At 69.7% G+C, this 15430-nt stretch carries 15 protein-coding genes; 11 read left to right on the top strand and 4 right to left on the bottom strand.

Annotated features, from left to right (window positions below; all coding sequences use genetic code 11):
• Positions 1-23: 23 nt before the first annotated feature.
• The gene (locus ACYVDG_RS14025) at positions 24-719 is read left to right on the top strand and encodes a type 1 glutamine amidotransferase domain-containing protein (RefSeq protein WP_460751178.1); all 696 of its coding nucleotides are present in this window, start codon (positions 24-26) and stop codon (positions 717-719) included.
• Positions 720-756: 37 nt separating this feature from the next.
• On the opposite strand, the gene ACYVDG_RS14020 is transcribed toward ACYVDG_RS14025, so the two are convergent.
• On the bottom strand, positions 757-1482 hold the full coding sequence (locus ACYVDG_RS14020; RefSeq protein ID WP_460751176.1) for a bacteriocin fulvocin C-related protein: 726 nt from the start codon (positions 1480-1482) through the stop codon (positions 757-759).
• A 498-nt stretch (positions 1483-1980) separates the two neighbouring features.
• On the opposite strand from ACYVDG_RS14020, the gene ACYVDG_RS14015 reads away from it, so the two are divergent.
• From ACYVDG_RS14015 to ACYVDG_RS13990, 6 genes are all read left to right on the top strand, one after another.
• The gene (locus tag ACYVDG_RS14015) at positions 1981-2367 is read left to right on the top strand and encodes a nuclear transport factor 2 family protein (protein WP_460751173.1); all 387 of its coding nucleotides are present in this window, start codon (positions 1981-1983) and stop codon (positions 2365-2367) included.
• Between the two features lie 134 nt (positions 2368-2501).
• Complete coding sequence (locus tag ACYVDG_RS14010) at positions 2502-3101, top strand: PadR family transcriptional regulator (protein ID WP_460751169.1); 600 nt, start codon at positions 2502-2504, stop codon at positions 3099-3101.
• Positions 3098-4546: an FAD-dependent monooxygenase gene (locus tag ACYVDG_RS14005; RefSeq protein ID WP_460751166.1), complete on the top strand. Its 1449-nt coding sequence runs from the start codon at positions 3098-3100 to the stop codon at positions 4544-4546. Before ACYVDG_RS14010 ends, ACYVDG_RS14005 begins: the two co-directional genes overlap by 4 nt.
• A gap of 436 nt (positions 4547-4982) precedes the next feature.
• Positions 4983-5189: a hypothetical protein gene (locus tag ACYVDG_RS14000; RefSeq protein WP_460751163.1), complete on the top strand. Its 207-nt coding sequence runs from the start codon at positions 4983-4985 to the stop codon at positions 5187-5189.
• Positions 5190-5287: 98 nt separating this feature from the next.
• Positions 5288-5983, top strand: a complete 696-nt coding sequence (locus ACYVDG_RS13995) for a metal-dependent transcriptional regulator (RefSeq protein ID WP_460751160.1) — start codon at positions 5288-5290, stop codon at positions 5981-5983.
• Positions 5984-5998: 15 nt separating this feature from the next.
• The gene (locus ACYVDG_RS13990) at positions 5999-6274 is read left to right on the top strand and encodes a hypothetical protein (protein WP_460751157.1); all 276 of its coding nucleotides are present in this window, start codon (positions 5999-6001) and stop codon (positions 6272-6274) included.
• On the opposite strand, the gene ACYVDG_RS13985 is transcribed toward ACYVDG_RS13990, so the two are convergent.
• Positions 6249-7283, bottom strand: coding sequence for an RNA-guided endonuclease InsQ/TnpB family protein (locus tag ACYVDG_RS13985; RefSeq protein WP_460751154.1), 1035 nt, complete (start codon positions 7281-7283; stop codon positions 6249-6251). The two genes, ACYVDG_RS13990 and ACYVDG_RS13985, sit on opposite strands and share 26 nt — an antisense overlap.
• A 533-nt stretch (positions 7284-7816) precedes the next feature.
• Between ACYVDG_RS13985 and ACYVDG_RS13980 the strand changes: the two genes are divergently transcribed.
• Positions 7817-8617, top strand: coding sequence for a class I SAM-dependent methyltransferase (locus ACYVDG_RS13980; RefSeq protein ID WP_460751151.1), 801 nt, complete (start codon positions 7817-7819; stop codon positions 8615-8617).
• A 41-nt stretch (positions 8618-8658) separates the two neighbouring features.
• Here ACYVDG_RS13980 and ACYVDG_RS13975 read toward each other — a convergent pair whose 3' ends face one another.
• The gene (locus tag ACYVDG_RS13975; RefSeq protein WP_460751148.1) at positions 8659-10260 is read right to left on the bottom strand and encodes an alkaline phosphatase D family protein; all 1602 of its coding nucleotides are present in this window, start codon (positions 10258-10260) and stop codon (positions 8659-8661) included.
• Between the two features lie 223 nt (positions 10261-10483).
• On the opposite strand from ACYVDG_RS13975, the gene ACYVDG_RS13970 reads away from it, so the two are divergent.
• The 3 genes from ACYVDG_RS13970 to ACYVDG_RS13960 all read left to right on the top strand — a co-directional run bounded on the left by ACYVDG_RS13970 (position 10484) and on the right by ACYVDG_RS13960 (position 13543).
• Positions 10484-10981, top strand: coding sequence for a hypothetical protein (locus tag ACYVDG_RS13970; RefSeq protein ID WP_460751145.1), 498 nt, complete (start codon positions 10484-10486; stop codon positions 10979-10981).
• 186 nt (positions 10982-11167) lie between these two features.
• On the top strand, positions 11168-12397 hold the full coding sequence (locus ACYVDG_RS13965; RefSeq protein ID WP_460751142.1) for an MFS transporter: 1230 nt from the start codon (positions 11168-11170) through the stop codon (positions 12395-12397).
• Between the two features lie 291 nt (positions 12398-12688).
• Positions 12689-13543, top strand: a complete 855-nt coding sequence (locus tag ACYVDG_RS13960; RefSeq protein WP_460751139.1) for an alpha/beta fold hydrolase — start codon at positions 12689-12691, stop codon at positions 13541-13543.
• A 51-nt stretch (positions 13544-13594) separates the two neighbouring features.
• On the opposite strand, the gene ACYVDG_RS13955 is transcribed toward ACYVDG_RS13960, so the two are convergent.
• Positions 13595-14908, bottom strand: a complete 1314-nt coding sequence (locus tag ACYVDG_RS13955) for a NupC/NupG family nucleoside CNT transporter (RefSeq protein ID WP_460751136.1) — start codon at positions 14906-14908, stop codon at positions 13595-13597.
• Positions 14909-15430: the final 522 nt, after the last annotated feature.

The raw sequence follows: 15430 nt of genomic DNA, 5'->3' as shown, positions 1-15430 counted from the left end.
GCGCACCTTCGGAGTGACACAGCATGTCCAAGATCCTTTTCGTGATGACCGGCGCCGATTCCTGGACCCTGGCCGACGGCACTAAGCACCCGACCGGTTTCTGGGCCGAGGAGGCCGTGGCCCCCTACGAGGCTTTCAAGGAAGCGGGGCACGAGATCGTCGTCGCCACCCCCGGCGGGGTCGTTCCCCCCGTCGACCAGGGCAGCCTCGCCGCCGGCGCCAACGGCGGCCAGGAGAAGGCGGACCAGGTCAAGGCCGCCCTGGACTCCTTCGACGAGCTCCGCCGACCCGTCAAGCTGGAGGACGTCAACCCGGCCGACTACGCCGCCGTCTTCTACCCCGGCGGGCACGGCCCCATGGAGGACCTGGCGGTGGATCCCGTCTCCGGGCGTCTGCTCACCGCAACCCTGGACGCGGGCACGCCGCTCGGGGTGGTCTGCCACGCTCCGGCCGCCTTCCTGGCCGCCGAGCGCGCCGACGGGAACAACGTCTTCTCCGGCTACCGGGTGTCGGCGTTCACCAACACCGAGGAGGCCCAGGCCGGGCTGGCCGACAAGGCTGCGTGGCTGCTCCAGGACCGCCTCGTCGCCGCGGGCCTGGACTTCCAGGAGGGCGAGCCGTGGGCCCCGAAGGTCGTGGTGGACCGCAACCTGGTCACCGGCCAGAACCCGGCCTCCTCCGCCCCGCTGGCCCAGGAGCTGCTCAAGCAGCTGGGCTGACCATCGGGCCGACCAGGTCCACTGCACGGGCCGGACCTCAGGGTTCGGCCCGCTCCCGTAGGCCGTCCCGGGTGTAGACCCATGCGGTTCCGCAGGTGAAGGGGACCTCCCGGCAGCCCTTGGACAGACACGGCTCCCAGGCCCCGCAGCGCCCCCTCTTCGCCGGGTTGGTCGCGTGCGGATCCGGTTCGTCGGGTCCCAGAGTGGCCAGCAGGGCGTGGGCCTCCTCCGTGCCGAAGGCGGAGACGGCCAGTCCGCGCAGTTCCCGTTCCCGGGCCGGGTCCAGGCCGTCACGGAACACCAGCCGGTCGGAGAGCATCCCCCGCGCCAGGTCGACCACCTCGCGCTGGGCCGGCGTGAGCCGGGGATGTGCCCGCTCGTAGCGGCGCAGGTGCTCCAGCCACAGGTCCCGGCGAGCATCGGGGGAGAGCTCGGAGAAGACGAGACGGCGCCGGACCAGCGGATGGGCGGCGAACTCGTCATAGTCCCGGGGGAGCCTGGCGCGGTTGGCCTCCACCCACTCGCGGGCCAGGGCGTGGTCGGAGCGGGCCAACGCGGGTGTGCGCCCGGCGAGGGCCAGGGACACGACCACCATGCTTCCGGCGATCAGCCCCGGCAGGCGGGGCCGCCGAGGAGTATCCGGGGTGGGGATGCGGGCCCGTTCCCAAGGTGCGCGTCGGCGCTGGCGGCTCAGCTCGCCGAGGGCCTCCAGAACCCGCAGTGTGGCGAGCGCGCCCAGCCCGCGGACGAAGGGGTGGATCATCGATACCCCGCTCCAGCAGCGGACCCGGGTTCCGTGATGGCGAACCAGTGTGGGCACCCATGGGGCGTTGGGCCCCCACTGCCGCAGCCGCCATTCCCGCACGTCCGGATGGGTGAGCGGCAGTGTCTCCAATCTCCCGCTCGAGACCGCCTCCACCGTGGCGGAGATATCCGCGCACCTGCCACAGGAGGAGTCGAAAGCCAACACGTACCGAGCCCGAACGTCCTTCAATGCATTCCCTTCCCGACCACCACCTCCCAGTCTTGAGGCGCGAGAGCCCTTGTGGGGCGGGTTTTCGGAAGTTCACGCAACTAATCGACGGCGCCGAAGCGCAGAAACGACACGAACACGGATGAATCCGTTTCCCCGCCGCCGCTTCCTGCGTTAGCCGGCCCACCTGGAGGGCGGGGTCGTCCCCGCTGAGTAAGAGCACCGGAAAAACCGAAGGCCGGTGGCTGCCAGTGCGTCGTAGGATCCCCGCAACCGAATGGAGGGCCAATGGGCAACGGGCACGGCGGGTGCGACGAGGTCGAGCAGGCGATCGCGGCGGAGCTGCGGTTGCACTCGCCAGGGGTGCGTACCTCGCGGGAGCTGGCCGGGGAGCTGCTGGACCCCGAGTTCGTCGAGGTGGGCAAGTCGGGGCGCCGGTGGGACCGGGATCGGATGCTCGCCGACCTGCCCGCGATGGCCTCCGGCGAACCGATCCGGGTCCTGGACCTGCAAGGAACCCGGATCGCACCCGGGGTCGTGCACCTGACGTACGCCACCTCGGCGGGTGAGCGCCATGCCCTGCGCAGCTCGCTGTGGCGGCGCGGCGCCGACGGCCGGTGGCGGATGTTCTACCACCAGGGCACACCTTCGGCGCTCCCACAGGGCTCATCGTAGAACCCCTTCACCTGAGTTCAAGGCAGCTGGGAGCCGAGACCGCGCCCCGGGCCACTCCTGCCCGGCCCGGGCCCAGCCCTGCCGTAGCATATAGTCGAGTTCGACTAATCTATTTCGACTATAGGATGAAGCCGGTGGCACCCAGACGCAAGAACACCAACCCGCTGGCCCTGGCAGTCATGGGACTGCTCCAGGAACGGCCCATGCACCCCTACGAGATGGCCTCCACACTGCGCGAGCGCCACATGGACACCACGTTCAAGCTCAGCACAGGCACCCTCTACAGCACCGTGGAGGCACTCGTCCGCGACGGCTGGATCCTGCCCCACGCCACCGTCCGCGAGGGCAACCGCCCCCAGCGCACCGTCTACGCGCACACGGAGCTGGGGGAGCGCGAATTCCTCGCCTGGCTCGACTCGATCATCCGCACCCCGTCACCGGAGTACCCCGTCTTCCTGTCCGCCGTCGCCTACCTCGGCGCCCTCGGCCCCGGCCGTGCCCAGCAGGCGCTGACCCAGCGCGCCGACCTGCTGCGAGAGCAGATCGAGGCGGCGCGCACCGACCTCGAGGAGGTCACCGCCGCCCACGAACTGCCCCGGCTGTTCCTCATCGAGGTCGAGTACGCCGTGCACATGAGCGAGGCCGAACTCGCCTGGGTCACCCGCACCCTCGACGAGATCCGCACCGGGAGCCTGCCCTGGCCCGCCGCCCCGGCCACCGAGGAGGCCGAATGAGCACACGGACCGACACCGACGTCCTCGTCGCGGGGGCCGGGCCCGCCGGGCTCATGCTCGCCATCGAACTCCACTCCCGCGGCGCGCACGTGACCGTGGTGGAAGCCCAGTCGGAGCGCTCGGGTTTCAGCCGCGGCTTCACTCTCAATTCCCGCAGCCTGGACCTCCTCGCCCGCCGCGGCCTTGCCGAACCGTTCCTGGAGGAGGGGTGGCGCACACCGCACGCGCCCTTCGTGAGCCTGCCGGTCACGGCCGACCTGACCGGGGCCGCCACCGACCACCCCTTCACCCTGGGCATCGCACAGAACCGGGTCGAGGAACTCCTGGAAGAACACCTCCTCGACTCCGGCACCACGGTCCTGCGCGGTCACCCGCTCAGCGATCTCAGCCAGGGTCCGGACGCGGTCACCGCCTCCCTCGACACCCCGAGCGGTCCGCGCACCCTGCGCGCCGCCTACCTGGCGGGATGCGACGGCAGCCGCAGCACCGTACGCAGACGGTCCGGAATCGACTTCCCCGGAACCGGGGCCAGCACCTACACCCTCATGGGCGACGTCGTCCTCGGCGACAAGGAGGAGATCGGTTTCGGCGTCACCGAAGGCCCCGGCGGCCAGCTCTTCGCCGTACCGCGCCCCGACCACGTGCGCCTGGCCGTCGAGGACCCCGCACCGCCGGGCGACGTCCGGGAGGCGGTCACCCCGGAGCGGTTCCGCGAGGTGGTGGAGGGTGTGCTCGGCCGCTCCCTGGACATCGAACGGGCCCTGTGGCTGACCAGGTTCGGCGACGCCGCGCGCCAGGCAGCGACCTACCGGCAGGGGCGGGTGCTGCTGGCCGGCGACGCCGCCCACATCCACCCGCCGTCCGGGGCCACCGGGGTGAACGTGGCCCTGGACGACGCGGTCAACCTCGGCTGGAAGCTGGCCGCCGAGGTGGCGGGGACCGCACCGGAGGGCCTCCTCGACAGCTACCACGGCGAACGCCACCCCGCCGGGGCCGCGGTCCTGGCCAGCACCCGCGCCCAGGCGCTCCTGGGTCAGGCCGGACCGGAGCTGGAACCGGTGGTCGAGCTACTCACCCGGGTCTTCTCCCACCCCGACGCGGGCCGTGCCCTCGCTGAGGCCGCCACCGGCCTGGACACCCGGTACGAGACGCACGCCCGGGATCCGGAGGCACACCCCTGGGTGGGGAGGATGGTCCCCGATGTGTGCGGCCGCACCTCCGTGGGAGACACGTCGCTGTCCCGACTACTGGCTGAGGGAAGACCAGTCCTCCTTGGCGCACCCACCGAGACCGAGGGCCTCACCCTGGCCGAATGGGAGGGGTCCGGTACGGCCTCGGCTGTTCTGGTGCGCCCCGACGGGCACGCGGTCTGGGTACGCACCGAGGACGGGCGTGAATCCGGACCTCTGGGGGAAGCACTCGCCCGCTGGTGCCCGCGCGGCTGAGTTCGAGGGCCGGACTCGGGACGGTGAGTTCGACATCACCCTGGAAACGCAGGTCCAAGCGCATTTCGGGCTCAGATTTCAGGTCCCAGACGGCCGAGCGCGGGTAGTGTGTGCGCAGAGTGGCGGCCGTGAGGCCAGCCGGGATTGCGCCACGGACAGGCCCGCAAGACGCAGCGGTACGGCCTGTTCCGTCCCCAGACCGCGCATATCGATCTCCGCCTGTACCCACCGGGCCTGGACCACTTCAGCGTGCTCCAACAGACTCCACTCGGCCGGAGCCAACCACGTGCCCCACAGGCTCCAGAGTGCCCGGAGCCGGCGCGGAGCGAATAAGTAGGCGATTCTTCAGAGCCACATCCAGAGACCCGGCCCGGACCATGAGGGTGCGGGGCGTCAAGCTGGAGCGGAGAAGACGACAACAAACACGAGGTGCCCGATGACCAGCGTCTGCCCGCACTGCGGTTGGCCCGACGGCCAGCCCTTCTCGGTGCTCTCCCAGCACCGGACCGGAGCCGGACTCACCGTGTGGTCGCGGTGTGCCTGCGGGTCGACGCAGGTCCGCGAGGTCGGTGTCGCGGGCACCCGGATCATCTCGCGCGGCCGCCCCACCCAGGCACACCAGAACCCGCCCTGCGCCGCCTGAGACCAGACGGGCGCCCCGCGCCCTCGGCCGCGCGAGTTGTCCACAGGCGCGGCGGCGGTGATCGTGGGCCCCCGCCGGTCCGCGATACGGTTACGGGCATGGGGAACACACCGGCACGGCCGTCCACTTCGGCCGAGGACTACGTGAAGGTCATCTACGACCTCCAGGAGCGAGGCACCGGACCGGTGACCATCTCCGGGATGGCCGAGCGGCTAGCCGTGTCCAACTCATCCGTGTCCGGGATGCTCCGCAAACTCAACGAACTCGGTTTCGTTGAGCACCAGCGCTACGGAAACGTCAGCCTGACCGACACCGGGACCAAGGCCGCCCTGGCGGTACTGCGCCGCCACCGGCTCCTGGAGACCTACCTGGTGGCTGAGCTAGGCTACTCCTGGGACGAGGTCCACGACGAGGCTGAAATCCTCGAGCACGTGGTTTCGGACAAGTTCGTTGACCGCATCGCCACCCACCTGGGCGACCCGGTGGTGGACCCGCACGGCGACCCCATCCCCACCAAGGAGGGCTCCATAGTCGAGCGGGAGTCCGTGCTTCTCTCCGACGCCGAGGCCGGGACCTCTGGGGTGATCGTCCGGGTCAACGACACCGACCCCGAGCTCCTGCGCTACCTCGCCGACATCGACATCGGCATCGGCATGCGCGTAGAGGTCGTCGAGCGCCTGCCCTTCGCCGGATCGATCCAGATCTCGGTCCACCCGGAGAAGGACGACGAGGTGCGTGACCAGGCCCTGGGCCTGGTCGCCGCCGAAGCCCTGTGGCTCAGCCCCGAGCAGTAAGGTAGGGGGCCGGACATGTCCTCTCAGCCTGCGGGTGAAGAGTCCTCCGAACCCTGGTACCCGGTGCCGATGCCCTCACCAGGCGGCTACACCGCCGATGAGCTGGACCGTTGCGGTGAGCTTCCGCCACACACCGAGCTGATTGACGCGAGCCAGGTCTTCTCCCCCTTCGCGGGGGACGTCCAGGCGCTTGTGCGTTCGGTACTCGACCGTTACCGCGGCGAAGCGTCTCCGGTAGAGGCCGAGGAGGAGGGGCGTCCGGGGGTCATGTTGACTTCCTCCCTCTCCTGAAGTGAGAGGGATTCCGACCAGACCCAAGGGTCTGGTGGCGCTGTCCGCCTCGCGGCGGCAGCAGGTTCCTGCTTCTGCCGTGCCAGCCCTTGGACAGGATCGCCCGGTTCAACCCCGCCTTCTGCCGCACCCTCTTCCCAGGAGACTCTGCGGTGCCCTTGGCCGAGCGGGTCATGTTCTTCGTGTTGAGCTTCTCCAACACCACGACCGCGTTCTTGTCACACAACACGTGCGCGGTCTGGGCGCTGAAATCGGCGCGCCGGGCCCGCACCCGCCCGGTCACCCGCGACAGGGCCCGCTTGGTCTTGGCCCGATTGTTCGATCCCTTGCGGCGCCGGGCCATCTGGCGGCGCAGCCGGCGCTCCCGCTCGATCTCCTTGGGGGTTTGGAAGGTGCGGTCGAACAGGTCGCCTTCGGAGGTGGCCACCGCCACCGCCACACCCCGGTCCACCCCCACCGCCGAATCGGGAACCGCATGCGAGGTCGACGTGTGCTCGCCGTCTTCGCAGAGCAGGGACACGTACCAGTGCGCCCCGTCGCGGCGCACGGTCGCCGAGCGGATGGTGCCCTTGGGCGCGCGGGACCAGCGGAAGCGCACCCACCCGAGTTTGGGCAGCTGCACCCGCCCCCAGCGGCCCAGGCGCTCGACGGTGATGCTCGGCCCGTCGGGGAAGCGGAACGAGGGTTTCCAGTGGTGTTTGGCGCGGAAGTTGACGTTGAAGGTGCCGTGCTGGGTGCAGGCCCGGTCCAGGTCCTTGAGGGTCTGCTGCAGGATGTGCGAGGGAGCGGCCTTGAGCCAGGTCTCCTCGGTCTTGGCCTGGGCCAGCTGCCCAGCTTGGAGGTGGTAGCCGCAGTAGGGGGTGGCATAGCCGCACTGCCACCGGTCCCTGATGTGGCGGCGCTGGTCCAGGACGGTGTTCCGCACCGCCCGGCAGACATCGCCGTACTCGGCGCACTGGCGGGCTTGGGCGTCGGTGAGCGCCAGCCGGTACCGGTATCCCGTCAGCACAGCACACACCCCCCGTTGGTCTTGGTGGGGACCGTATCGGGAGGGTGTGACGTTTCTTGGCGGGGGCGGTGATCCCCGCCCTGAAGGGACGGGGTCTGCACCGCCAGAGAACCGGATCAAACTGGGGTACGCCGACCCGCACAGCGACATCCTGAGTGTCCAGGTCCAGGCCGCCGATGCCGAGTGGTGTTCCTGGTTTCCTCTGGCCGCGGTCGCGTTGGTGATCGAAGTGGCCCCTGCTGGCGAGTCGTCCCGGTCCGCGGAACGGGCACGGGCACACCTAGCGACCGGTGTCCCCCCTTCTGGTCGTTCGAGGAGGACGCGGACGCCACGGTAGTGCACGTCCACGAACTCGCTAACGATGCGAGATCCGCTCGACCAACCGTGCTGCGGGACTGCCTCCAGGCAGCACGGCCGTTCGAGGTCGACTTCGACCTCAGCAGGATCCGGCCGGTGCGAAGCTGACCCGCGCGATCAGGGCTCCCCTCCCGGGGTAGGACCTCCTCGGAAAAGTCCTCGGAAGGGAGCGCAGCATGGCCACCAAGGTAGGTAGGGTCCAACTCGACGAGGTTGAGGAGACCCTGCTGTGGACCGTGTACAGCAAGGTGCTCGACTTCCGGAACGCACACCCGGTGCTGGGCGACATCTGGGCCGTGGACGTGTTCGACCGCCTCGACTTCGATCAGCGCGCGCTCCGCGGGGCGACCGACAACCGGTACATGGTGCTGCTGCGGGCCCGGTGCATCGACACGTGGGCGCGGCGGTGGATCGCCGAGAACCCCGAGGGCACCGTCCTGCACCTGGCCTGCGGGCTGGACGCCCGGGCGCTGAGGCTGGGCCTGCCGCGCGGCGGGCGCTGGTTCGACCTGGACCTGCCCAGCGTCGTCGAACTCCGCCGCGGCCTGCTGCCCGAACCCGAGGGCTACCGACTGCTGTCCGGCTCGGTCACCGACCCCGACTGGCTCGACCAGGTCCCCGCCGACGCTCCCGTGCTGGTCATCGCCGAGGGCCTGGTCGAGTACCTGCCCACGGAGCAGACACGGCTGCTCCTGGACCGCCTGGTCGACCACTTCTCCCGAGGAGGAGAACTGGTCTTCGACACGGTGCGGCCCTGGGTGGGCCGGATGGCGCGGATGGTCGGCCGACAGATGCACGGCATGGCCGACCCCCGAAGCCCCGAGCACTGGAACCCGCGACTGGCGCTGGCTGAGGACTTCCCCCTGATGTCCGGCCACGAGGAAGTCCCCGAACGCTTCTACCGGGCCTCTTATCAGCTGATGAACGGGTGGGAGCCCACCCGTTCAGCCATGCGGGTCTCGCGCTTCCGCTTCTGAGAGGTCGCCTGCCGCGCACCGTCCCGTGTGCCACGCACCCGTCACGCGTCGGGTCGGGCCCCCGGTATGCCGGCGTCGATGACGAAACTGGCCCGGTCGCGGATGGGCGCCCCCGGCTCGCTCACGTAGTTGACCACCCGGTAGTCGGCGGTCCACTCCGTCGGGGTGACCGTGTTGCGCACGTAGCCGCGATGGCGGTTGATGAACCTGATGTGCGGGTTCTCCGCGAGCTGGACCGCGTCGGTGGGGTCCTGTTCCGATCCGTCCCGGCCGCTGGTGAAGGACGTGCCCACCAACTCGGTGGCGACCGTCGCCGACTCCGGGTCGTCGAAGTCGGCCTTGACGTCCACCACGTAGTTGGCGTGCACGTCCCCGGTGATCACGACCGGGTTTGCCACCCCGGCGAGCTCGTCGCGGACACTGTTCCGCTCCACCATGTAGTTGTCCCAGGCGTCGTCGCTGAAGTGGGTGGGCGGGCCCTCGGCGAAGTCGCGCTGGGAGAAGAAGACCTGCTGGGCCAGGATGTTCCAGGTCGCGGAGGAGTCCGCCAGCCCTCGAGACAGCCACCGGCGCTGGTCCGCGCCGAGCAGGGTGCGTTCGGGGTCTTCGCGCTCGGAATCCTCCACCTGCTCGTCCCGGTACTGGCGCGTGTCCAGCAGGTGCAGGTCGACCAGGTTCCCGAAGGCCAGCCTGCGGTACAGGTGCAGGTCGGGTCCGGCGGGGCGTTGGGCGGCGCGCAGAGGCATGTGCTCGTAGTAGGCCTTAAGCGCGTGCTCGCGGCGGATCAGGAACTTCTCCGGGGGTATGTCCTCCTCGTAGGAGATGTCGTCGGCCCAGTTGTTCTCCAACTCGTGGTCGTCGAAGACCACCGCCCACGGGAAGGCGGCGTGCGCCGCTTGGAGGTCGTGGTCGGTCTTGTACTGGGCGTGCCGGAGCCGGTACTCGGTCAGAGAGCGGGCCTCGGTCTCGGGGAAGTGTCCGCGGCCGATGTCGCCCTGGTCTGGGGTCTCGTAGATGTAGTCGCCGAGGAAGGCCACCAGGTCCAGGTCCTCCTCCGCCAGGTGGGCCTGGGCGGTGTAGTACCCGTGGGTGTAGCTCTGGCAGCTGGCGAAGGCGAAGGTGAACCGGTCCAGGCGGCTGCCGGGCAGGGGGGCGGTCCTGGTCCGGCCCACTGGACTGATCTCGCCCGCGGCGCGGAACCGGTAGAAGTAGTCGGCCCGGGGGCGCAGGCCCTCCACTTCCACGTGTACCGAGTGTGCGTGGTCGGGGCCGGTGCTGACCGTGCCGGAGGCGGCCAGGGCCGCGAAGTTCTCGTCATGGGAGACCTGCCACTCCACCTCCACCGTGCGGTCGGGCATACCTCCCAGGCCGTTCTCGGCGAGGGGGTCGGGTGCGAGGCGGGTCCAGAGCACGACGCCGTTGTGGAGGGGGTCACCGGAGGCGATACCCAAGGAGAAGGGTTCGGAGATCACGGGGCCTCGGGGAGTAGGGGTGGCCGCGAGGGCGGAGGGCGTGACCAGAGTGCTACCCAGAGCGGCCGCGCCCAATGTGACCGCACCGCCGACAAGTGCCTGTCGGCGGGTCGTGGCGAGTCCTGAGACGGGGGATCGGGACGGATCGGGGGATGCTGTGGTGCCCGGCATGCACGGTCTCCTGGAGATCGTGGGAGGAACCGCCCCGACGGATACGAGGCGGGAAGGACCGTGGTCAATCCCGCCACGGGGAACGGTACGTCCCAACCCCTACGCGGTGAACGTTACCCTCCGTTTGGTAACGAGAAAATGACCGAGAGTTACTTCCTGGGCTTTCGTGTCCCCGCGGGAGTTAGGATCGGCGCGGTCGCCTCCCCGAGACCGAAGGGAACCCGTGGGTTACAGACTCGACGCCGTCGTCGCTGAGGCCCCGCTCCTGCGCTGCGCCATCCGCGGCCTCGCCCGTGCCCGTCCCGTCGCCCTGCACCAAGACTTGGGCCTCCTCCCGGTCACCTGCGACCTCGTGGACCAGGACGACGACATCGTGGTCGACGACCCACCCGGTTTCCTCCTGCTGACCGACTGGCTTGTAGAACGGATAGCCGCCTGTTCGGCCCGTGGCCCGCTCGCCTACCTGGAGGCCGACTTCTTCGGCGGGGTCGGCTCGCAGCAGGCAGTCGTGTGGGAACGGGGCGAGATCGTGCTGGGACCCCTGCATCTACCGGTGGGCGCATCCGCACCCGCGAGCGGATCGCCGCTCTCCCAAGCCCTGCGCTACCTGGGCGTGGCCACCGGCCCCGGCGATCATGACGAGTTCGACGCCTCGGGCCTGGGGACCCACCGCTCCAGTGAGAAGTGGGTGGAATTCGGGGCATCTCTCCCGGGGGACTAGGCGCCGACGGTTCCTAGGGAGGCTCTGGATGCCTGGCGGCGGCCGGTCCGGATCCCCTAACCTGGACGCATGAACCAGCGACATTAAGTCCCAGGCTGCGGCCGAGGCCGGTCCGAGGCGAACGCCCGCGGGCCACCGGGTGACCACCACCCCGGTGTCCGTTGTTCGCCCGACCGAAAGACCTCCATGACCACCCTGCCCTCACGCGCGTCCGACGCGCGGCTGTCAAGGCTGACCCGGCCCGTCTACGCGTACGCGTTCTTCACGGAGTTCATCCTCCTCTATCCGCTGTACGCCCTGCTGTTCACCGAGACCGGACTGTCGGTCGCCCAGATCAGCTCGCTCTTCGTCGTCTGGTCCCTCACCGGCGTGCTCCTAGCCGTTCCCGCCGGAACCTGGGCCGACATCGTGCCCCGCCGCCACCTGCTGGCCGCCGCACCGGTGCTGGCCGGGGCCGGGTTCGCGCTCTGGCTGACCTTCCCCTCCTACGGGGTGTTCGCCCTCGGCTTCGTCCTGTGGGGCGCGGGCGGCGCCCTGTCCTCAGGAGCTTTCGAGGCGCTCGTCTACACCGAACTCGCACACCGGGGCTCCGCTTACCGCTACGCCCGCGTCATGGGTGTGACCCGGGCCTTGGGTGTGGCGTCGGTGGGCGCGGCCACAATGCTCGCCGTGCCGGTGATGGCCCACGGCGGCTACGCGGCGATCGGCGCGGCCAGCGTGGCCGCCTGTGTCCTGTGCGCCCTGTCCGGTTTGGCTCTGCCGGAGAACCGCGCCGCGAGCGGGGACCCCGGCGGCGGGGGCGACCAAGCCTCCGAGCCCGGTTACCGCGAGACCATGCGGGTCGGCCTGGCCGAGGCCCGCCGCAGCCGGACCGTGCGCGGCGCGATCGTGCTGGTCGTCCTGATCACCGCGTTCTGGGAGACGCTGGAGGAGTACATCCCCCTGCTGGCCTCCTCTGCGGGCCTCGCCACCGAAGACGTACCCCTGGTGGTGCTGACGGTGTGGACCTGCGTCACGGTGGGTGGTCTGCTGGCCGGACCGGCGGCCCGCCTGAACCACCTGACCCTCGGCGCGCTCCTCGTCCTGGCCGCGGTCGCGATCGGCGCGGGAGCCCTTCTGGCCAATCCGGTGGGCTGGGTCCTGCTCGGATGCGGTTTCGGTGTGTGCCAGATGATGAGCGTGGTGGCCGACGCCCGACTCCAGGACAGCATCTCCGGCCCCAGCCGGGCCACCGTCACCTCGCTGGCCGGCATGGGCACGGAGACGGTGGGAATCACGACGTTCCTGCTGTACACCGGGGTGTTCCTGGCCGTGGGACACGGCCCGGCCTTCGCGGTGTTCGCCGCTCCGTACCTGCTCGCCGCTGTGCTGATGGCCTGCGGCGGCCGCCGCAGGACCACGGGCGCGGAGCACTGATCAGGGCATTGACCAGTCAACCCGCGGGCGGGTCGAACCTCTCCGGAGAATTCCTGTCGCCAGAAAGCCGATAGGACCGAACCCTTCCGGCTCACCACGCGTCTCCACCTGTGTCGGGACATCCATACCCGACACGGATGCGGCGGGCCCCGAGTCCGCCGCAGTGCACCGTGCCCGAGGACGGCGGGCCACGGCGCTCGGGCCGTAGGTGACGAGGGACCACCTACGGCCCGACCACTTTCCCGAAGGCCTCTATTCAAGGCCTTGCGCCCGTGAATAACATCGTTTCTTGTGACACACCAGACGACGAACACCGCGAACAGTGACGGCCCGGACACCGCGCACGTGCGCGGAATCGGTGTCAGTTATACCGATCGCGGAGCGGGATGCCCCGTCCTGTTCATCCACGGTCACCCCTTCGACAAGAGCATGTGGGAACCCCAGGTCAGAGCACTGGCTGGGCGGGGCTACCGGACCATCGTCCCGGACCTGCGCGGCTACGGCCGCACCACCGTCCTCCCTGGTTTCACCTCGATGGACTCCTTCGCCCGAGATCTCGCGGCCCTCCTGGACCACCTGGAGATCGACGTGGTCAACGTGGTCGGCCTGTCCATGGGCGGCCAGATCGCGCTGGAGATGTACCGGCTCTTCCCCGACCGGGTGGACTCGCTGACGCTGGCGGCGACCAACCCGATGCCGGAGACCGAACAGGGAAAGCTCTCCCGCAAGCGCATGGCCGCGCGCCTGCGCGAAGAGGGGATGCGCGGCTACGCCGACGAGATGCTGGTCGGCATGATGACCGCCGACAACGTGCGCGACCTGCCCGCGGTCGCCGACCACGTGCGCGCGATGATGTACGCGGCCCCGCCCGAGGGCGCTGCCGCCGCGCAGCTGGGCCGGGCCGAACGCCCCGACCACACGGTGCTGCTGCCCCGTATCTCGGCCCCCACCCTGCTGGTGGTGGGCCAACACGACGGTTTCACGCCGCCCGAGGGCGCTGAACTGATGCACGTCCAGGTACCGGACTCGGCCGTGGAGATCGTCGAGGGCGCGGGACACCTGCCCAACCTGGAACGCCCGGACCGGTTCAACGAGGTGCTGCGCCGTTTCCTGGAGCAGGCCAGGACCCGCTCCAGGGCACTCTGAACGGGTCGCCGCCCTGACCGACGCCCCCTCCTGACACAAGACTCCTACATATCAGGAGATGAGCATCCCGGCGATGGCGGCGCTCATCAGGTTGGCCAGGGTCCCGGCGAGGATGGCGCGCAGGCCCAGGTCGGCGATGTCGCCCCTACGACTGGGGGCCAGGCTGCCCAGGCCGCCCAGCAGAATCGCTAGCGAGGAGAGGTTGGCGAAGCCGGTCAGCGCGAACGTGGTGATCGCCGCGGTCTTGGGACTGAAGTCGTCGGCCTGTGGGCCGAAGTCCACGAAGGCCACGAACTCGTTCAGTACGATCTTTTGCCCCACGAAGCTGCCGGAGGCCACCGCCTCGCTCCACGGCACGCCCACGAGCGTCATCACCGGGGCGAACAGGTAGCCGATCAGCTGCTCGAAGCTCAGGTCCGGGGCGCCGAAGAGCCCACCGACCGCGCCCAGTAGCAGGTTCATCAGGGCGATCAGCGAGATGAACGCCAACAGCATGCCGCCGATGGTCGCGGCGAGTTTGAGACCGTCGGCCGCTCCCCTGGCGGCGGCGTCGATGACGTTGCGCGGCTTGTCCTGCTCGGGTTCCACCTCGTTCGACTCGCCCGACCCACTCTCCTGCTCCGTCTCGGTCGCGTCGCTCGTCCCAGCCTCGCCGGGCACGCCGACCGGGGACGAGGTGGGCGCGGCGCCCGGACCGTTGAGCCCTGCGGCGGTGACCGCCTCGGTGGAAACCGCGGGCCGCTCGGTCTCGGGAATGATGATCTTGGCCATCAGCAGCCCCGCTGGAGCTGCCATGAAACTCGCCGCGATCAGGTAGTCCAGTCGCGCGCCCAGCAGCGCGTAGCCGAGCAGCACCGTCCCGGCCACGGTCGAGACCCCGCCGACCATCACCGCGAACAGCTCCGACCTGGTCATCCGCTTCAGGTAGGGGCGGATGAACAGAGGTGCCTCGGTCTGTCCCACGAACATGTTGGCGGCGGCGTTCATCGACTCCGCCCGGCTCGTGCCGAGCACCCAGTGCAGGGCGCCGCCGATGACGTTGACGATCCGCTGCATGATGCCCAGGTAGAAGAGCACCGAGACCAGGGACGCCACGAAGATGACCACGGGGAGCACCTGCAAGGCGAAGACCGTGCCCTCGCCCTCGACCAGGTCGCCGAACAGGAAGGCGATCCCGTCGTCGGAGGCGGAGATGACCGCGCCGACCCCGTTCGAAGCCCACGTGAGCGCTTGCTGACCGGGCTCCCAGTAAAGGACCACCACCCCGATAACCACCTGAATGGCCAGCGCACCGGCAACCGGGCGCAGCTTGATCGCGCGGCGGTCGGTGGAGACGGCGACCGCGATGGCGATCAGAGCAGCCATGCCGCCTACTCCCCAGAGTATGTTCATCATTCTCTCTCGCTCTTGGTTGCCGACGGCTCGGTCCGAGGCTGGGGCGGCACAGCAGGGTCTCGGTGAAGTGGGCGCTGAAGTCGCGCGGCCCGGTGCCCAGGGCCACCCGGCCGGTGTGGCGGGTACGGGCGAGGATGTGCGGCGGGTAGTTGAAGCGGGCGGCCTTGTCCTCGGGCAGGTACACGGTCTGACCGCGCCCCAGCTCGCTCGCGCATTCGACGGCGACCGTTCCGGTGCCCGTGGTCACGAAGGACTCGTCGGCCGCGACCCCGACCGCCAGCGGGTCGTGCAGCGGGCAGGAGCTCTGCCTGTGGTTGGAGTCGTAGGCCTTCAGGTCCCACAGTCCGGTGCCGAGCAGGTACTGCAGAGCGACGGCGTCGTCCAGCCCCGGATCGCTGTCCAGGACGATGGGGGCGGCTGCCACGGCATACCTCTCTGTCGGTAAACGTTCTCCCATGCGCTGCTAGGTGATCTTCCCCATGTCAATTCCTA

Source organism: Nocardiopsis oceani (assembly GCF_054777395.1).
This window is presented reverse-complemented; position numbering and strand designations above follow the sequence as displayed.